The organism is Agathobacter ruminis, from assembly GCF_002735305.1.
In the GTDB taxonomy this organism is placed as follows: domain Bacteria; phylum Bacillota; class Clostridia; order Lachnospirales; family Lachnospiraceae; genus Roseburia; species Roseburia ruminis.
On sequence record NZ_PDYG01000135.1, the window covers coordinates 1 to 14566 of the forward strand.

10 protein-coding genes are annotated in these 14566 nt (G+C 46.2%); 5 read left to right on the plus strand and 5 right to left on the minus strand.

The window, feature by feature from the left end; translation table 11 throughout:
- Nucleotides 1-822: 822 nt before the first annotated feature.
- The 4 genes from CSX02_RS13010 to proB all read right to left on the minus strand — a co-directional run bounded on the left by CSX02_RS13010 (nucleotide 823) and on the right by proB (nucleotide 4467).
- Nucleotides 823-2193 (minus strand): NAD(P)/FAD-dependent oxidoreductase, encoded by a 1371-nt coding sequence (locus CSX02_RS13010; RefSeq protein ID WP_099386986.1) that lies wholly within the window; start codon nucleotides 2191-2193, stop codon nucleotides 823-825.
- A gap of 79 nt (nucleotides 2194-2272) precedes the next feature.
- Nucleotides 2273-2854 (minus strand): xanthine phosphoribosyltransferase, encoded by a 582-nt coding sequence (locus CSX02_RS13015; RefSeq protein ID WP_031546011.1) that lies wholly within the window; start codon nucleotides 2852-2854, stop codon nucleotides 2273-2275.
- A gap of 22 nt (nucleotides 2855-2876) precedes the next feature.
- Nucleotides 2877-3680, minus strand: a complete 804-nt coding sequence (gene proC / locus CSX02_RS13020) for a pyrroline-5-carboxylate reductase (RefSeq protein WP_099386987.1) — start codon at nucleotides 3678-3680, stop codon at nucleotides 2877-2879.
- A 13-nt stretch (nucleotides 3681-3693) separates the two neighbouring features.
- The gene (gene proB, locus CSX02_RS13025; protein ID WP_099386988.1) at nucleotides 3694-4467 is read right to left on the minus strand and encodes a glutamate 5-kinase; all 774 of its coding nucleotides are present in this window, start codon (nucleotides 4465-4467) and stop codon (nucleotides 3694-3696) included.
- A 185-nt stretch (nucleotides 4468-4652) separates the two neighbouring features.
- On the opposite strand from proB, the gene CSX02_RS13030 reads away from it, so the two are divergent.
- The gene (locus CSX02_RS13030; protein WP_099386989.1) at nucleotides 4653-8885 is read left to right on the plus strand and encodes a glycoside hydrolase family 16 protein; all 4233 of its coding nucleotides are present in this window, start codon (nucleotides 4653-4655) and stop codon (nucleotides 8883-8885) included.
- A 167-nt stretch (nucleotides 8886-9052) separates the two neighbouring features.
- Here CSX02_RS13030 and CSX02_RS13035 read toward each other — a convergent pair whose 3' ends face one another.
- The gene (locus CSX02_RS13035; protein WP_031546022.1) at nucleotides 9053-9427 is read right to left on the minus strand and encodes a helix-turn-helix domain-containing protein; all 375 of its coding nucleotides are present in this window, start codon (nucleotides 9425-9427) and stop codon (nucleotides 9053-9055) included.
- 207 nt (nucleotides 9428-9634) lie between these two features.
- On the opposite strand from CSX02_RS13035, the gene CSX02_RS13040 reads away from it, so the two are divergent.
- The 4 genes from CSX02_RS13040 (at nucleotide 9635) to CSX02_RS13055 (ending at nucleotide 14423) form a co-directional block, all read left to right on the plus strand.
- Nucleotides 9635-10216: a hypothetical protein gene (locus tag CSX02_RS13040; RefSeq protein ID WP_099386990.1), complete on the plus strand. Its 582-nt coding sequence runs from the start codon at nucleotides 9635-9637 to the stop codon at nucleotides 10214-10216.
- The gene (locus CSX02_RS13045; protein ID WP_099386991.1) at nucleotides 10213-12336 is read left to right on the plus strand and encodes a hypothetical protein; all 2124 of its coding nucleotides are present in this window, start codon (nucleotides 10213-10215) and stop codon (nucleotides 12334-12336) included. The genes CSX02_RS13040 and CSX02_RS13045 overlap by 4 nt, the downstream gene beginning before the upstream one ends.
- Nucleotides 12337-12405: 69 nt before the next feature.
- Entirely contained in the window at nucleotides 12406-13959 is a 1554-nt protein-coding gene (locus tag CSX02_RS13050; RefSeq protein WP_189281585.1) for an LCP family protein, read from the plus strand.
- Between the two features lie 11 nt (nucleotides 13960-13970).
- A complete protein-coding gene (locus CSX02_RS13055) occupies nucleotides 13971-14423 on the plus strand; it encodes a hypothetical protein (RefSeq protein WP_099386993.1) in 453 nt (150 codons plus the stop codon).
- The last annotated feature ends 143 nt before the right edge of the window (nucleotides 14424-14566 follow it).

Below are 14566 nucleotides of genomic sequence, written 5' to 3' on the forward strand. Positions count from 1 at the left end.
CCAGCCCAGTAAAAGCATACGAAGGAGCCCAAAAACCTAGGGTTCGTATGCATCCCAGCGCGGCAAAAGCATACGAACAAGCCAAAAAACCTAGAGTTCGTATGCATGCCGGCCCAGCAAAAGCATACGAACGAGCCAAAAAACCTAGGGTTCGTATGCACGCCAGCGCGGCAAAAGCATACGAACGAGCCCAAAAACCTGGAGTTCGTATGCATGCCGGCCCAGCAAAGGCATACGAACGAGCCAAAAACCTAGGGTTCGTATGCATGCCAGCGCAGCAAAAGCATACGAAGGAGCCCAAAAACCTATGGTTCGTATGCATGCCAGCCCAGTAAAAGCATACGAACGAGCTCAAAAACCTAGGGTTCGTATGCATCCCAGCGGGCAAAAGCATACGAAGGAGCCAAAAAACCTAGGGTTCGTATGCATGCCAGCGTGGCAAAAGCATACGAAGGAGCCAAAAAATCTAGGGTTCGTATGCATCCCAGCCCAGTAAAAGCATACGAAGGAGCCCAAAAACCTAGGGTTCGTATGCATCCCAGCGCGGCAGAAGCATACGAACGAGCCCAAAAATCTAGGGTTCGTACGCATTCCAGTGCGGCAAAAGCATACGAACGAGCCAAAAAACCTAGGGTTCGTATGCATCCCAGCCCAGCAACAGCATCCCGGCTCATTCAAGTCTCGCTCGCGAGACTTGGCGCGAGATTTGCGTCAGCGCTCGTGGAGCGTTTATCTCAGTCGGAGATTGTAATCCCGACTGAGATAAAAAAATCTCCCGCATCGGCCGAGGCCTGATGCGGAAGACTTTATCATATCAATTATTTATTCCAGCCCACAAATGCGTCTGGCTACATATACACCGGAAGCTGATGCATGAGACAGGGAGTGGGTGACTCCACTGCCGTCGCCGATGATATATAATCCTTTGTGGCGGGTCTCGAGATGCTCATCGAGTTCCACTTCCATATTATAGAATTTGACTTCGACACCATAGAGAAGGGTATCATCATTTGCAGTACCCGGAGCGATTTTATCCAACTGATAAATCATTTCGATGATGCCGTCGAGGATACGCTTTGGAAGCACCAGACTCAAATCGCCCGGTGTTGCTGCAAGCGTAGGGCGAACCATACCTTCTTCGATACGTTTTTCGTTGCTTCGTCTTCCGCGAACCAGGTCGCCGAAACGTTGAACGATGACACCGCCGCCGAGCATATTGGAAAGGCGTGCGATGGATTCGCCATAGCCGTTGGAATCTTTAAATGGTTCAGAGAAATGCTTTGCAACCAAAAGTGCAAAGTTGGTATTCTCCGTCTTTAATTCATCACCTTCGTAGCTGTGTCCGTTTACGGTTACGATTCCGTTGGTGTTTTCGTTTACGACCATACCGTTCGGGTTCATACAGAAGGTGCGGACTGCATCTTCGAACTGCTGGGTACGATATACAATCTTGCTCTCATAGAGTTCATCAGTCAGATGAGAGAAGATGACTGCAGGAAGTTCCACGCGGACACCGATGTCGACACGGTTGGACTTGGTCGGGATGTCCATTTCCTGGCAGACGGTTTCCATCCATTTGCTTCCGCTGCGTCCTACGGAGATGATGCATTCGTCAGATTCAAAAGTATCATCCTTGGTAGAAATGCGATAGCCCGGATTCATTGCCTCAACTTTGACAACCGGTGTGTCAAAATAAAAATCTACCTTGTCTTTTAACTCATCATAGATATTTTCCAAAACAACATAGTTGATATCTGTGCCGAGATGGCGAACGGAAGCATCGAGGAGCTTCAGTTTGTTCTGCATGCAAAGCTTCTTTAAACCGGTTCCTGCAGTGGAGTAGAGCTTGGTGCCCTCGCCACCGTGCTTCATGTTGATTTCATCGACATATTTCATGAGTTCGGTCGCTTTGTCCATTCCGACATGTTCATAGAGTGTGCCACCGAAGTCGTTGGTGATATTGTATTTTCCATCCGAAAATGCACCGGCACCGCCGAAACCACTCATGATAGAGCAGGTAGGGCATTTGATACAACTCTTTACTTTTACCCCGTCGATTGGACATTTACGCTTTGCAAGCGGATGTCCTTCTTCAAATACAGCAATCTTTTTGGACGGAGACTGCTTCATTAATTCATATGCGGCGAAAATTCCACCCGGACCTGCGCCGATTATGGTTACATCATATTTCATAGTTTTTGTTCTCTCTTCCCTATTTTTTGAAAACGCGGAGTTATAAATATAGCGCGATTCCGCTGAACTGTCAAGTGATTTACTGCTCGCGGAAGGTAATTGCTCCGGTTTGTGAGTCCATTGCATCCACAATTGCAAGTGATTCAAGATGAATACCACGCTCGCGAATTAAGTCACCGCCTTGCTGGAACCCCTTCTCCACACAGATTCCTGCGCCGACAACATGTGCCTTTGCCTCTTCACAAATTTCAAGCAAACCGAGCAGTGCACAGCCGTTTGCAAGAAAATCATCAATCAAAAGAACGCGATCGCCCTCGTGAATATACTTTTTGGAAACCATCACATCGTAGATTCTGCCGTGTGTAAAGGATTCCACCTTGGAGCTGTAGACATCGCCGTCGATATTCTTGGTCTGGCTTTTCTTTGCAAAGACAACCGGCACGCCGAAATACTGTGCTACGATGCAGGCAATTCCGATGCCGGAAGCTTCAACCGTGAGAATGCGGTCAATCTGCTCATCTGCAAAAAGGCGTTTGAATTCTTTGCCCATTTCATTAATCAATTCAATGTCCATTTGATGGTTCAAAAAGCTATCCACCTTCAGCACATTTCCCGCGCGGACAATTCCGTCTTTGCGGATTCGTTCTTCTAATAATTTCATTATTGGTCCCTCATTTCATTATTTACATACCCTTGGATTTGTCTAAACAAGCCATCATTGCTTCAAAGACAGCACTGCGAAGTCCTTTGTCTTCGAGCACGCGTACGGCTTCGATTGTGGTTCCGGCAGGTGAGCAGACCATGTCTTTTAATTCACCCGGGTGTTTGCCGGTCTCCAATACCATTTTAGCACTTCCGAGCACAGATTGCGCGGCAAATTCATAAGCCTGGGAACGCGTCATTCCGCCTGCAACTGCAGCGTCCGCCATTGCTTCAATAAAAAGAAACACATAGGCAGGAGAACTTCCGCTTACAGCGGTGACCACATCCATCAGATGTTCCCCTACGACCTGCGTGCGTGAAAAACTCTTGCAGATATCCTGCAACAAATGCACATCGTCTTCGGTCATCCGTTCATTCGGACAAATGCCCATCATGCCCTCGCCAACCATAGCCGGTGTGTTTGGCATGGTGCGCAGAATTTTTTTGTCTGTTCCAAGCAAAGAGGACAGCCATGCAAGCGTTTTGCCCGGTGCAATGCTGACAATCAGGCATTCCGGACGGATGTCATCTTTGATTTCACAGATGACCTGTTCATAGAACTGCGGTTTGACAGACAAAAACAAAACATCGGCAAACGCAGCTGCCTCGCAATTGTCAGTAGTGGTGCGGATGTCACAGGATGCGTGGATGGCTTCCAGCTTTTCCCGGGAACGGTTGCTTGCCATGACATTGTCCGGTGCAACTTTTCCGGCCTTGATGATTCCATGAATCATGGCAGATGCCATGTTTCCGCAGCCAATGAATGAAATGTGTAAATCCCTCATAATCAATACCTCCTTATTCATTCACATGAGAAAGGAATCGTGTGCCGACTTCTTTCCCTGCAACAATATCATATAAAACGGAAGGATCGCTCCCGTTTGCAATGACCACATCCATGCCGCTTCCGGTTGCAATCTGTGCAGCGGACAATTTGGTTGCCATACCGCCGGTACCAAAATGACTTCCGGCGCCACCTGCGAGAGCGGTGATGTCCGGTGTGATTTCTGTAACCGTATGCAACAGTTTTGCATCAGGATTTTTGTGTGGATCTGCAGTATAAAGACCGTTGATATCGGAAAGGATGATCAGCAAATCGGATTGTACGGCAGTGGCAATATGCGCACCGAGCGTATCATTATCGCCGACTGCAATTTCCGCAGTGCTGATGCTGTCATTTTCGTTGATAATCGGAATCGCATGATATTCGAACAGCTTGAACAGGGTATTCTCGAGATTGCAGCGTCGCTCCGGTTCCTCGAGATCTTCCTTGGTGATCAGAATCTGTCCGACGACATGATTGTATTCGCCAAAGAGGCGATCGTATATATACATGAGTTCGCACTGTCCGACAGCAGCGGCTGCCTGTTTCCCGGGAATGTCACTCGGACGACTTGTAATCGGGAGTTTACCGACCCCCATTGCAATGGCGCCGGAAGAGACCAGCACAATTTCATGCCCTTCATTTTTTAAGTCAGATAATACTTTTACTAATTTTTCCATCCGGCGGATATTAAGATTGCCGGATTTGTGGGTCAAAGTTGACGACCCTACTTTAATTGTGATCTTCATGTTTTTCCCCTTTAAAAATCGAACAATAAAACACATTTATTACTTTATCACAGAAAAGGAAAACAGTCACTAATAAAAAAATGACACCTCACTAAAATTTGCACCCTAACATTTTGAAAAACGAGTAAATATAGTAGGAATTGAGCAACCAATGTGCTTAAAAATATCAGAAAGGGGTTTTTACGATGAAGAAAAAGTTACTTGGACGTCGTGCGTTTGCCGCTGCGCTTGCAGCAACGGTGATGGCGACGGCAATGCCGTACGGAAGCATTCCTGCGGTAGCGGCAGAGGAAATGTCAAATGAGACGGTAAATCTTTTGTCGATTGGCAACTGGGATTTCTGGACCGGTGAAGGAGGTGCCGGTTCCATGAGTGAAATCGAGGGCGGCGCAGCCGTGTCTGTGACGGCTGCGGGAGGACAGCTTTATGCAATCCAGTACACGCATGCGCTTGAAATGGTAGTCGGGGAAACATACCAGATCAGCATGGATTTCCTTTGTCCGGAAGATGCCATCGTGCATCTGAACCTGCAGGAGACCGGAAGCTGGAGCTCGATTCTTCCGGAAGACAAGCAGGTGATTCACCTGAAGGCGAATGAGGTATATCACTATACTGCAACAACAGCAGCTGCAACTTCCAATTTTGTCTCAAATGGTAAACTGGCCATTATGTTTGGTGCGGAATCACAGAATGTGGGCAAGACCATCTCTGTGACCAATGCGAAGATCATGGGACTGACTTCCCATCAGGAGACAGGAACAGAGGAAGGACAGGATGGAAATACCGGAAGCGATGTGGTTGTGGATGCACCTTCCATCAATCTGAAAGCGGCCGATACGGAATTGTATGTCGGTTCTGACTGGGCAGGTGCAAATGCGGTAGTGACCGAGGACGGCGCTAAAGCTGTCATCAATGCAGGAAATTTCGGCTGGAACGGAGAATGGGCAATCCAGTATATGATTCACAGTCTCGGACTGCGAGACCAGACGGAATATACGGTGGCTGCCGATCTGACTTCCACTGTAGACAAAAAAGTCCTGATTAAGTTGGACGATTCAGGAATGATTGTTGACACCGTATCGCTCAAAGCAGGTCAGACATATCATTATGTAAAGACAATTACATCAGGTACGTTTGCAAATCAGACATTATATTTTGCATTGGGACAGATGAGCGGCGAAGATGCCAATCGTGCGGGAACCGTCACAATCGAAAATGTCAAAATCGCCGGCGAAAAGGATGAGCAGGAGAACACCACTCCGGATTCTGACAGCGAATATAATTTTGCAGATACCGAGAACAACCGCATCAATGATTATGCGGATCCGGGAATCGAAAAAGAAGGATATGAACTGATCTGGGGCGATGAATTCGATGGCAACTACGGAAATGATACCGTGGACCGTGCGACAGGTCTGAACCTGGATAAGTGGGCATATCAGCTTGGTGACGGAACCACCGATTGCGGCAATTACGGATGGGGTAACAACGAGCTGCAATGCTATACCAAAGATTCCAAGAATATTGCGGTCAATGAGGATCTGACGGGAGACGGACAGGCAGATGGTCTGCTTCGTATCACAGCATCTTATGAAGACAATGGAATTGTTTACGCAGGCGAGAGTGCAAAGAAGTATTCTTCTGCCCGTATTCGCACCACTTCACCGTCGAAAGAATTGTTCAATACGACTTACGGCTATGTAGAAGCACGCATCTCCCTGCCACAGACCAAGGGTGCATGGCCTGCATTCTGGATGCTTCCGGAGAGCACTTCGATTTACGGAGGATGGCCGGTATCCGGAGAAATTGATATTCTTGAGACAACCGGAACCCATGCGGATGAGGTATGCGGTACCTTGCACTGGGGCACACCGAACCATGTATATAAAGGAAGCGGATATGTCGGACTCGACAGTGATGTGAGATTTTTCCATACTTATGCGATTGACTGGAAACCGGGTCAAATCGACTGGATTTATGATGGCAAAGTCATCTATACTTCCACAGAATGGGCAAGCGGCATTTCGGGTGCATCGGACAGCTTAAGCTTTGATGCACCATTTGATCAGCCGTTTTATGCAATCTTAAATCTTGCTGTGGATTCAGGCAATTTCGGTGGCGCAGCAAACCGCGCAGCATTTGGTGGCAATATCAATATGTATGTGGATTATGTGCGCTGCTTCCAAAAGACGGAAGGTTATCCAAAGTCAGCAAAGCAGACCGTGGACAAAAATGCAAAGACCGACTGGGAAGCATACAGTGGCCGCAACATGATTGGAGAAATCGCGGAGGATACCCTTGTGGGAACCGGTGGTGGACTCAATGATGCAGCAACCGATGCTGATAAATGGTATCTTTCAAACCAGGATGATGCTGCAGGTGCCGGTTTGCAGGCATATACTGATGCAGACGGAAAGACCTGGGCAAAAGTTAATATTGCAAAAGCAGGTGGACAGGATTATTCCAACCAGCTGATTGGACATTTCAATGCCATAAAAGGCTATACTTATAAAGTAAGCTTTGATGCATATGCAGCAGGCGACATGGTCGGCAAGACCGTCAACTGCGATGCAAAGGAATACGCAGGCTGGTCTACCTATGCGGTTTCCAATGTGAAACTGAACAGCACACCGTCAAGCTATGCATTTGCATGGAACCAGGGCGAGAATTTTGAGAATTGCCGTATTGAATTCAATCTCGGTGCACAGGGAACCGGCGAAGTATACATTTCCAACGTGAAAGTAGAAATCATTGACCCTGCAACCATCGAGGATGTCAGCGGCGGACGTCAGGTGCTTGCCGGAGGAGAGCTTTTGTACAACAGCACCTTTGATCAGGGCAATGATCATTTTGGATACTGGACTGCTGCAGACGGTACAACCGTAGTGATTCCGCGTTATACGACAGAAGATTTGACCGGAAATGATGTATCCGTTATTGATGTGGCATCCAAGAGCAACTACGAAGCAATTGCAGACGGCAAAAAATATTATGAGCGCCGTGCACAAATCTCTGCAGATGAAAATACTCCGGCTCAGATTTATCAGACCGGATTTGCGATGGGCGCAGATGATTATGCTGCCTCCTTCGATCTGTATGCAAAAGAAGATACTGCAGTCAAAGTATCCGTTTTTGCGACCAAAGAGACAGAAGACGGATTTGTTTTAGACAGAGAAGTCCTTTCAAAAGTTTATCGCTATCGCGCAGAAGACGGTGTCAAGAATTACAAATTTGCATTTACCACCGATACAGACCTTGCGAATGCTGCAATCGTATATACTTTTGCAAAGAATGTGGATGTACAGTTTGACAATGCGCATCTCGTAGGCGCACATCAGGGTGTGCAGGTAGATGAAAATCCGTTGAACGAGAATACAACCTGGACCGGTGATGACGGCAATGGCAATACCATTTCTTTAATCACAGACAATGGTACTGTCACAATGAAAAATATCTTGAGCGGAGCCAACTGGTATGCATGGCAGCTGCCTTCATCCAACTTCACCGTTGGTGCCGGATATACTTATCGCTTTGCATTTGATTACAAGATGACCGGCAATACCAATCAGACATTCCAGTATATTATTCAGGAAGCAGGCGGCTCATGGGCCGTTGTCAGAGATGTTGAAACCGTCACCTATGACGCAGACAATGCGGATGCAGCAGGCTTTAACCATTATGAGGTTACTTTTACCAGTGCTGTGACACTTGATAACTGCCATGTGGTATTCGGATTCGGAAATTCCGCAGCAGACGGCCGTGATAATGCATTTACTTTCAAAAATGCGGATATCAGACTGGTTAACATGGCTGACGAAACATCCGGAGATGACACGGAAGATGACAGCGCAGAAGTAGATCCTTCTGTTTTCGTACCGGTGCACGCAGAAACACCGGCAGATGAGGACGATCATAACGACGGCCAGAATCAGGATAATCAGAATCAGGATGATCAGAATCAGGACGATCAGAATCAGGATGATCAGAATCAGGATGACCAGAATCAGGACGATCAGAATGATGACGGACAGGATCATGACAAAAAGGATCATGACAAAAAGGATCATGACAAAAAAGATCATGACAAAAAAAATCATGATAAAAAAGACAAGGACAAAAAGAATCAGGACAAGAAGGATAAGGACAAAAAGAACAAGCGCGCAGGTGCAGGAGATCCGGAAGCTGTTGTGGCTGAGGATTCTAATTCTGAATCTGAAGCTGTTCAGGGCTCGGATGACAAGACTGTGACAACCGAAATTGAAGCAGGGCAGGCTCCTGCTGCAGGTCAGGCTGCAGATCAGGCCGTAGAACAGAACAGTGTAAACCCTGTGATGCTTTGGACTTTGCTGGGACTGGCGGTAATTGCATTGATTGCCGGAGCAACCGGAGCGGTATTAAAGTTTAGAAGCAAAAAATAAAAAGCATAACAGCATAAAATCAAAAGCGGTACATATCTCTGTGATATGTACCGCTTTTTGTTGGCCAATCTTTGAATACACGACAAAGAGGCATACAAGCTGTTCCCTATGATGTTTGATATCTCATACGGAGCAAATCTTGTATGCCTGAGTTTTCGCTCTGTATTTTATTTGTCTTCTTCTGATACCTCGTCTTTTGGCTTTGGGTCCGGCAAATCCAAAATCTTACGGATGGTAGACTGGACTTCCGGATGGGCACGGTAGGCTTCGATTAAAGCCTTCTCGGGAGGCGAGATGGTCAAAATCTTTTTTTGCGATTGTTTCTGAATTGGAACCATGGAACGCAACTCGTAGATTTCACATAGAATTACAAATTTTTGCATGCTGATATTATACTGACCACTTTCCCAATTGTAGATGGTCTTTTCACTGACCCGGGTGTGATATTTATCAGTAAAAATTTGTTTGACCTCAGGGATGTTCAATCCCTTTTCTAAACGATACTGACGAAGCAGTGTACCGATGTCATATGCACTTAACATAATTGCTGAAAACCTCCGATTTTGACTGTATCGAAGATATGACATTTCAGCAAATAATACTCGTGACGCGGGAAAATCAGGGAGCGAAAACGGGCGGGGGAATCGATACTCTCGTGACACGGGAATTGCGCCGCAAAAAAGATATTGACAAAAGGCTGTGAAAAGTTGATGATGAGCATGTGGGAGTTTTAAGGAGTTTGTGTTTTTATGGAGTATTTTTGTATTTTCCTGGCAGTCTGTGTACTGATTGCCTTTTTATTCTATATTCAATGGATCTGGAAAGACTATTATGTCTACCGCAAAGAAACGCGCGACCGCAGCATCAGTATGGATGATGAAATGCGTGTAACGCATACGATCGAAAATGCGCTTCGCTCGGATGATGTGCTGCTGACCAGTCTGTCGCTGACTGTGGACGGAAAAACTGCGGATCTGGACGATTTGATCATTACCAAAAACGGAGTGTTTATCATTATTCCTTATGTCGGATCCTATTCCCGTTTTACAAACAAAAAAATGAGACAGGCGCTTCGTCGCGGAAAGCGTCAACTGTATGTCCTTCACAAATATCTTGGACTGTGCGGTATTTCCATCTGGCTGAAATTTTGCATCTTTGTGCTCGACTGTGATTGCACGAAAAAGAGTCGCAGATATTTATTCCAGCCATCCGATGTAGATCGGATCATTCATTCAAAAGGCATGCAGACTTTGGATCGTTCCACCATCAATATTATTTACACGCATTTGTTTCAATCAATTCGAATGTCACATGAGGAGGACCGTGCATGAATTTACCGGAATCTCTTTTGCAGTTTCAGGGACAGCAAATCGTTATTTACGGAATCGGAACGGAGACGGAGCGACTGTTGCCGGAGTTAAGTGAATATTTTTCCATCATCGGATTTTTGGATGGATATCGTGACAATGGGGCAATCTACGGATACCCCATTCTTTCTGTCCCAGAGATGCTTGATGCACAGGTGCCACTTGTACTGGTGGTGGCGCGACCGGGCTCCTGCAAAGCGATTGCAAAACGGATCGGCGTGCTCTGCCGCGAAAATAAAATTGCATTGCTCTCGATTGATGGATTGGATCTGCTGGCCAAAAGACAGTCCGGATTTTTGCTGAATCCGGTCATTCTGCAGCGCAACCTGCCGGAAAAAGCGGTTTGCTTTTCCGCGGAAGAACTCACGCAAAAAGCACAGCTGGCGCAGGTAATCAGCATGGATTTGTTTGATACATTATTGTGCAGAATGACACTGGAACAGGATTTTTATCAGATTCTTGATTGCAGATTGCAGGAGATGGGAATTGTTTTTCCGGATTTTGCAAAGAAACGACTCGCAATCGAAAAAGAATTGTCCCGTCATACGGCGCCGCGTCTGAAAGAAATATATTATTGCCTGCTGCAGGATGTGCAGGCAGATGAATCGGAAGTGATCGAGCACCTTGCGGATGCGGGAATCGGCAGTATTGTGGAGCACACAGATTGTGCGAAAGAACATACCGGAATCGCAACGGCTGCCAATATGCTTGCAGAATTTGAATGGCAGCAGGATCTGCACGTCCTGTGCGAGCGGACAGAAATGTGTGAATTGTATCGAAACTGGGTGCTGCAGGGTTATACGGTTGTCATCACAACGGATATGTTTTATTCGAAAAAACAAATTGCTGACCTCCTGGCACAGTTCGACTTAAATGGATATGCGGATATTTTTGTTTCATGCGAATACGGAACCGGTAAGGATGGAAATCTGTTTGATCGCGTCAGGGAGGCTTATGGGGCCTATGAAATCCTGCACATTGGAGATGATGCACGAAAAGATTATACCTGCGCCACCGAGCATGGACTTTGGGCGGCAAAGATTGCAAGTGTGTCTGACTGCTGTGAGGCGTCCGGAATGTTTGGCATGGAGGATGCAGTGGAATCCGCAGCACTGTCTGACCGCGTGAAATATGGCATGTTTTTTGCAAAATTGTTTAACAATCCGTTTTTTGAGCCTGCGATGCCGGTACATATTCGGAATGCAAAGCAGGTGGCCTATCTGTTTTGTGCGCCGATTATTACGGATTTTATGCTCTGGCTTGCACAAAAAATGGATATGACACAGACGGAGGCGATGTGGTTCGGTGCGCGTGACGGTTATTTGCCACTTCGCCTGATGCACATGCTTGCACCGGAGAAAAAAGGATACTATGTTCTGACATCGAGAACGGCGGCAATTCGTGCCGGCGTCAGCACTCCGCAGGATCTCGATTATGTCAGTGGCATGCATTTCTTCGGAACGAAGCAGGAGGAGCTTCGCGTGCGCTTTGGCGTGGATGACGAGTCAAAAATTATGGACGAGGCAAAGAGACTGCGCCGCAATTATCTGACTTATTTTGAATCGCTCGACTGCAGGGAAACAAAGTGTGGATTTTTTGATTTTGTGGCGAAGGGAACTACGCAATATTATCTGCAAAAAGTGCTGGATTGCTCCCTGACCGGATTTTATTTTTTACAGCTTGAACCGGAAGCTATGGCGGATAAACAGCTGTGCATCGAATCCTTTTTTGCATCGGATCCGAAGTCATCAATTTATGAGAGCTATTATATTTTGGAAACCATCCTGACCGCTTTGCATCCTCAGGTTCTCGCCTTTGATGAGAGTGGAAAGCCGGTTTATGCCAAGGAGACGCGCACACAGGAAGACCTCGAATGTGTTGCGCGGATGCAGGATGCCATCGAAGAATATTTTGCACAGTATCTGTCTGTTGTCCCGCCGTCAAAACGGTCGGATGAGAAGGAGGTATCGGTGCAACTTCTGCATGCCATCCATCATTTTCCGATGACGGCGGAGGATTTTTTGGCATTGACCGTGGAGGACCCTTTTTTTAACAGGATGACGGATTTGAGGGATGTGCTGTAAGTAGATTTGTGATATAATATTTGCATCATCTTACGAATGAAAATACATAAAATGAATTTGAGGGAATCTATGAAGAATCATACAGATAATTTTGTCGATATGGACCTGAATCTGGACATCAATACAGATACGGATATCGATCATGACACGGATAACAATAGCGACAACAATCATAAAAAAGGGAAAAAGGATAAGAACAGTCTGCCGGCAATTCTTCTCAGAATGGTCGTATGGCTGCTGTTGGCATGTGAGATTGCAATGGCGATGATGATAGGCATCAAGGTCATCTCCATGGAGATATTGCCGATGAAATATCTGATTGCCATTTTCATTCTCTTTTTGATTGTCAACGGACTGGTTGTATTCTTTAATATTCGAAAGCAGGGGGCAATTCCGCTGATTGTTGTTTTGGTTTTGCTCTGTGCAGTGTTTGCATATGGTGCGACGGCAATCGCAAAAGTGGACAATACGCTGAACAAGATGAGCGATACGCATTATGTTACGACAACATATGCCGTTGCGGTGCGAAAGAGTGATCCTGCGCAGACCATGTCCGATATCAAGGGTTATTCCATTGGTTATTCCAAGGATGACACAAATGCCGCAGAGGCCAAGAACCAGCTTGGCAAGCAGGTTCCTTCTCTGACCTACAAGATTTTTGACAACGAATCCATGGCGGCAACTTCGTTGCTTGAGGAACGCACACAGGCGATTCTGATCCGCGAGGCCTCGATTGAAATGTTGTCCGACTCCGAAGATTTGGCGCATTTTGCTGATTCCATTCGTATAGTTGGAACCATTGAAATAAAGACCGCATCAAAGACAAGGCGTGCGGAGGAACTTGGAGATCGCGATACATTCGTTGTTTATATCAGCGGAATTGATACCTACGGAGATGTGACTGCACAAAGCCGAAGTGATGTCAACATTATTGCCTTTGTCAATTTAAAGACAGGCAAGATGCAATTGATCAGCACGCCGCGTGATTATTATGTGCAATGTCCGTTACATGATTATGCATATGATAAGCTGACCAACTGCGGATTGTACGGAATCAAATGTTCGGAAGATACGCTGGAACATCTTTACGGCGAAACCTTCACGATTGATTATTATGTGCGCCTGAACTTCAGCGGTTTCATGAAGATTATCGATGAGCTGGGCGGTATTGATGTCTATAATGAGTCATCCTTTACCTCGGTCGACGGTATGTATTTTGAAGCCGGAGATTTGCATCTGAATGGTCAGGCTGCGTTGTACTTTGCCCGTGAGCGTAAGGCGTTCCGCGCAGGTGATATCATGCGTGCAAAGCATCAGATGGCAGTGATCAAAGCGATGATTTCAAAGATGACCTCCACCGCGATGCTCAAAAATTACAGCAAGGTGCTCGATGCCGTGGCTGACAGCTTCCAGACGGATATGCCTTCCGAGACGATTTATTCTCTTGTGAATTATCAGCTGGACAAAGGAACCAATTGGCAGGTTGAGTCCTTCACGCTCGAAGGCGAGGGAACACGAAGCACCGATGCATATTCGCAGAAGGGACGCAGCACCTACGTCATGCTTCAGGACGAAAAAATGATTGCTGAGGCAAAGCGACTGATCGAAGAAAATATGAAATAAAGGGGAACATTTTGGAGAATTTTTTGTATGGTCTGGTCGGTCTGATGGCCAGAGTGCATCAGTTCATTCTGACATGGAATGATGCATATGAATATCATTTTAGCGACAAATATCTGCATTTTCTGGTGATTGGAATTCTGGGAATGCTGCTTGTGATTGTGATTCATCCGATTTTTCTTTTGCTCGCAAAGCACAAGAAGGTGATGGCAATCACCTTTGTCTATGTATTTACGCTGATTGTGGTCATTACATTTGCCATCGAAATCGGGCAAAAAGTGACGCACACCGGAGTGATGGAATTCGCAGATATCGAGTTTGGACTGTTCGGCTTCATCCTGATGTTCGCCATCTTTGATATCGTACGACTGCTGATTCATTTCATTCTCTATGTGGTGCGCGGTCCGGTAGATGACAGAGATGATGATTTGAGCCGTGACTATGACGATGATTACGATGATGACTAGATGTTATGAGGCCGGTTACAGAAATTATCGATTATGATTATAAAGAAATCATTGACGATAGTCAGGTGTTTATGATATCTGTTATAAGATTTGAAACATATTATTTTATGCTTCTTGTAAAGAGAGCGCGTGATGCGCTTTCT

Bases quoted from the DNA above. Each gene is read 5' to 3' on its own strand.
- proB (WP_099386988.1), bottom strand. From the start codon at position 4,467: ATGAAGATCACAATTAAAGTAGGGTCGTCAACTTTGACCCACAAATCC.
- CSX02_RS13050 (WP_189281585.1), top strand. From the start codon at position 12,406: ATGAAGAATCATACAGATAATTTTGTCGATATGGACCTGAATCTGGAC.
- CSX02_RS13045 (WP_099386991.1), top strand. From the start codon at position 10,213: ATGAATTTACCGGAATCTCTTTTGCAGTTTCAGGGACAGCAAATCGTT.
- CSX02_RS13035 (WP_031546022.1), bottom strand. From the start codon at position 9,427: ATGTTAAGTGCATATGACATCGGTACACTGCTTCGTCAGTATCGTTTA.
- CSX02_RS13040 (WP_099386990.1), top strand. From the start codon at position 9,635: ATGGAGTATTTTTGTATTTTCCTGGCAGTCTGTGTACTGATTGCCTTT.
- CSX02_RS13030 (WP_099386989.1), top strand. From the start codon at position 4,653: ATGAAGAAAAAGTTACTTGGACGTCGTGCGTTTGCCGCTGCGCTTGCA.
- proC (WP_099386987.1), bottom strand. From the start codon at position 3,680: ATGAGGGATTTACACATTTCATTCATTGGCTGCGGAAACATGGCATCT.
- CSX02_RS13015 (WP_031546011.1), bottom strand. From the start codon at position 2,854: ATGAAATTATTAGAAGAACGAATCCGCAAAGACGGAATTGTCCGCGCG.
- CSX02_RS13010 (WP_099386986.1), bottom strand. From the start codon at position 2,193: ATGAAATATGATGTAACCATAATCGGCGCAGGTCCGGGTGGAATTTTC.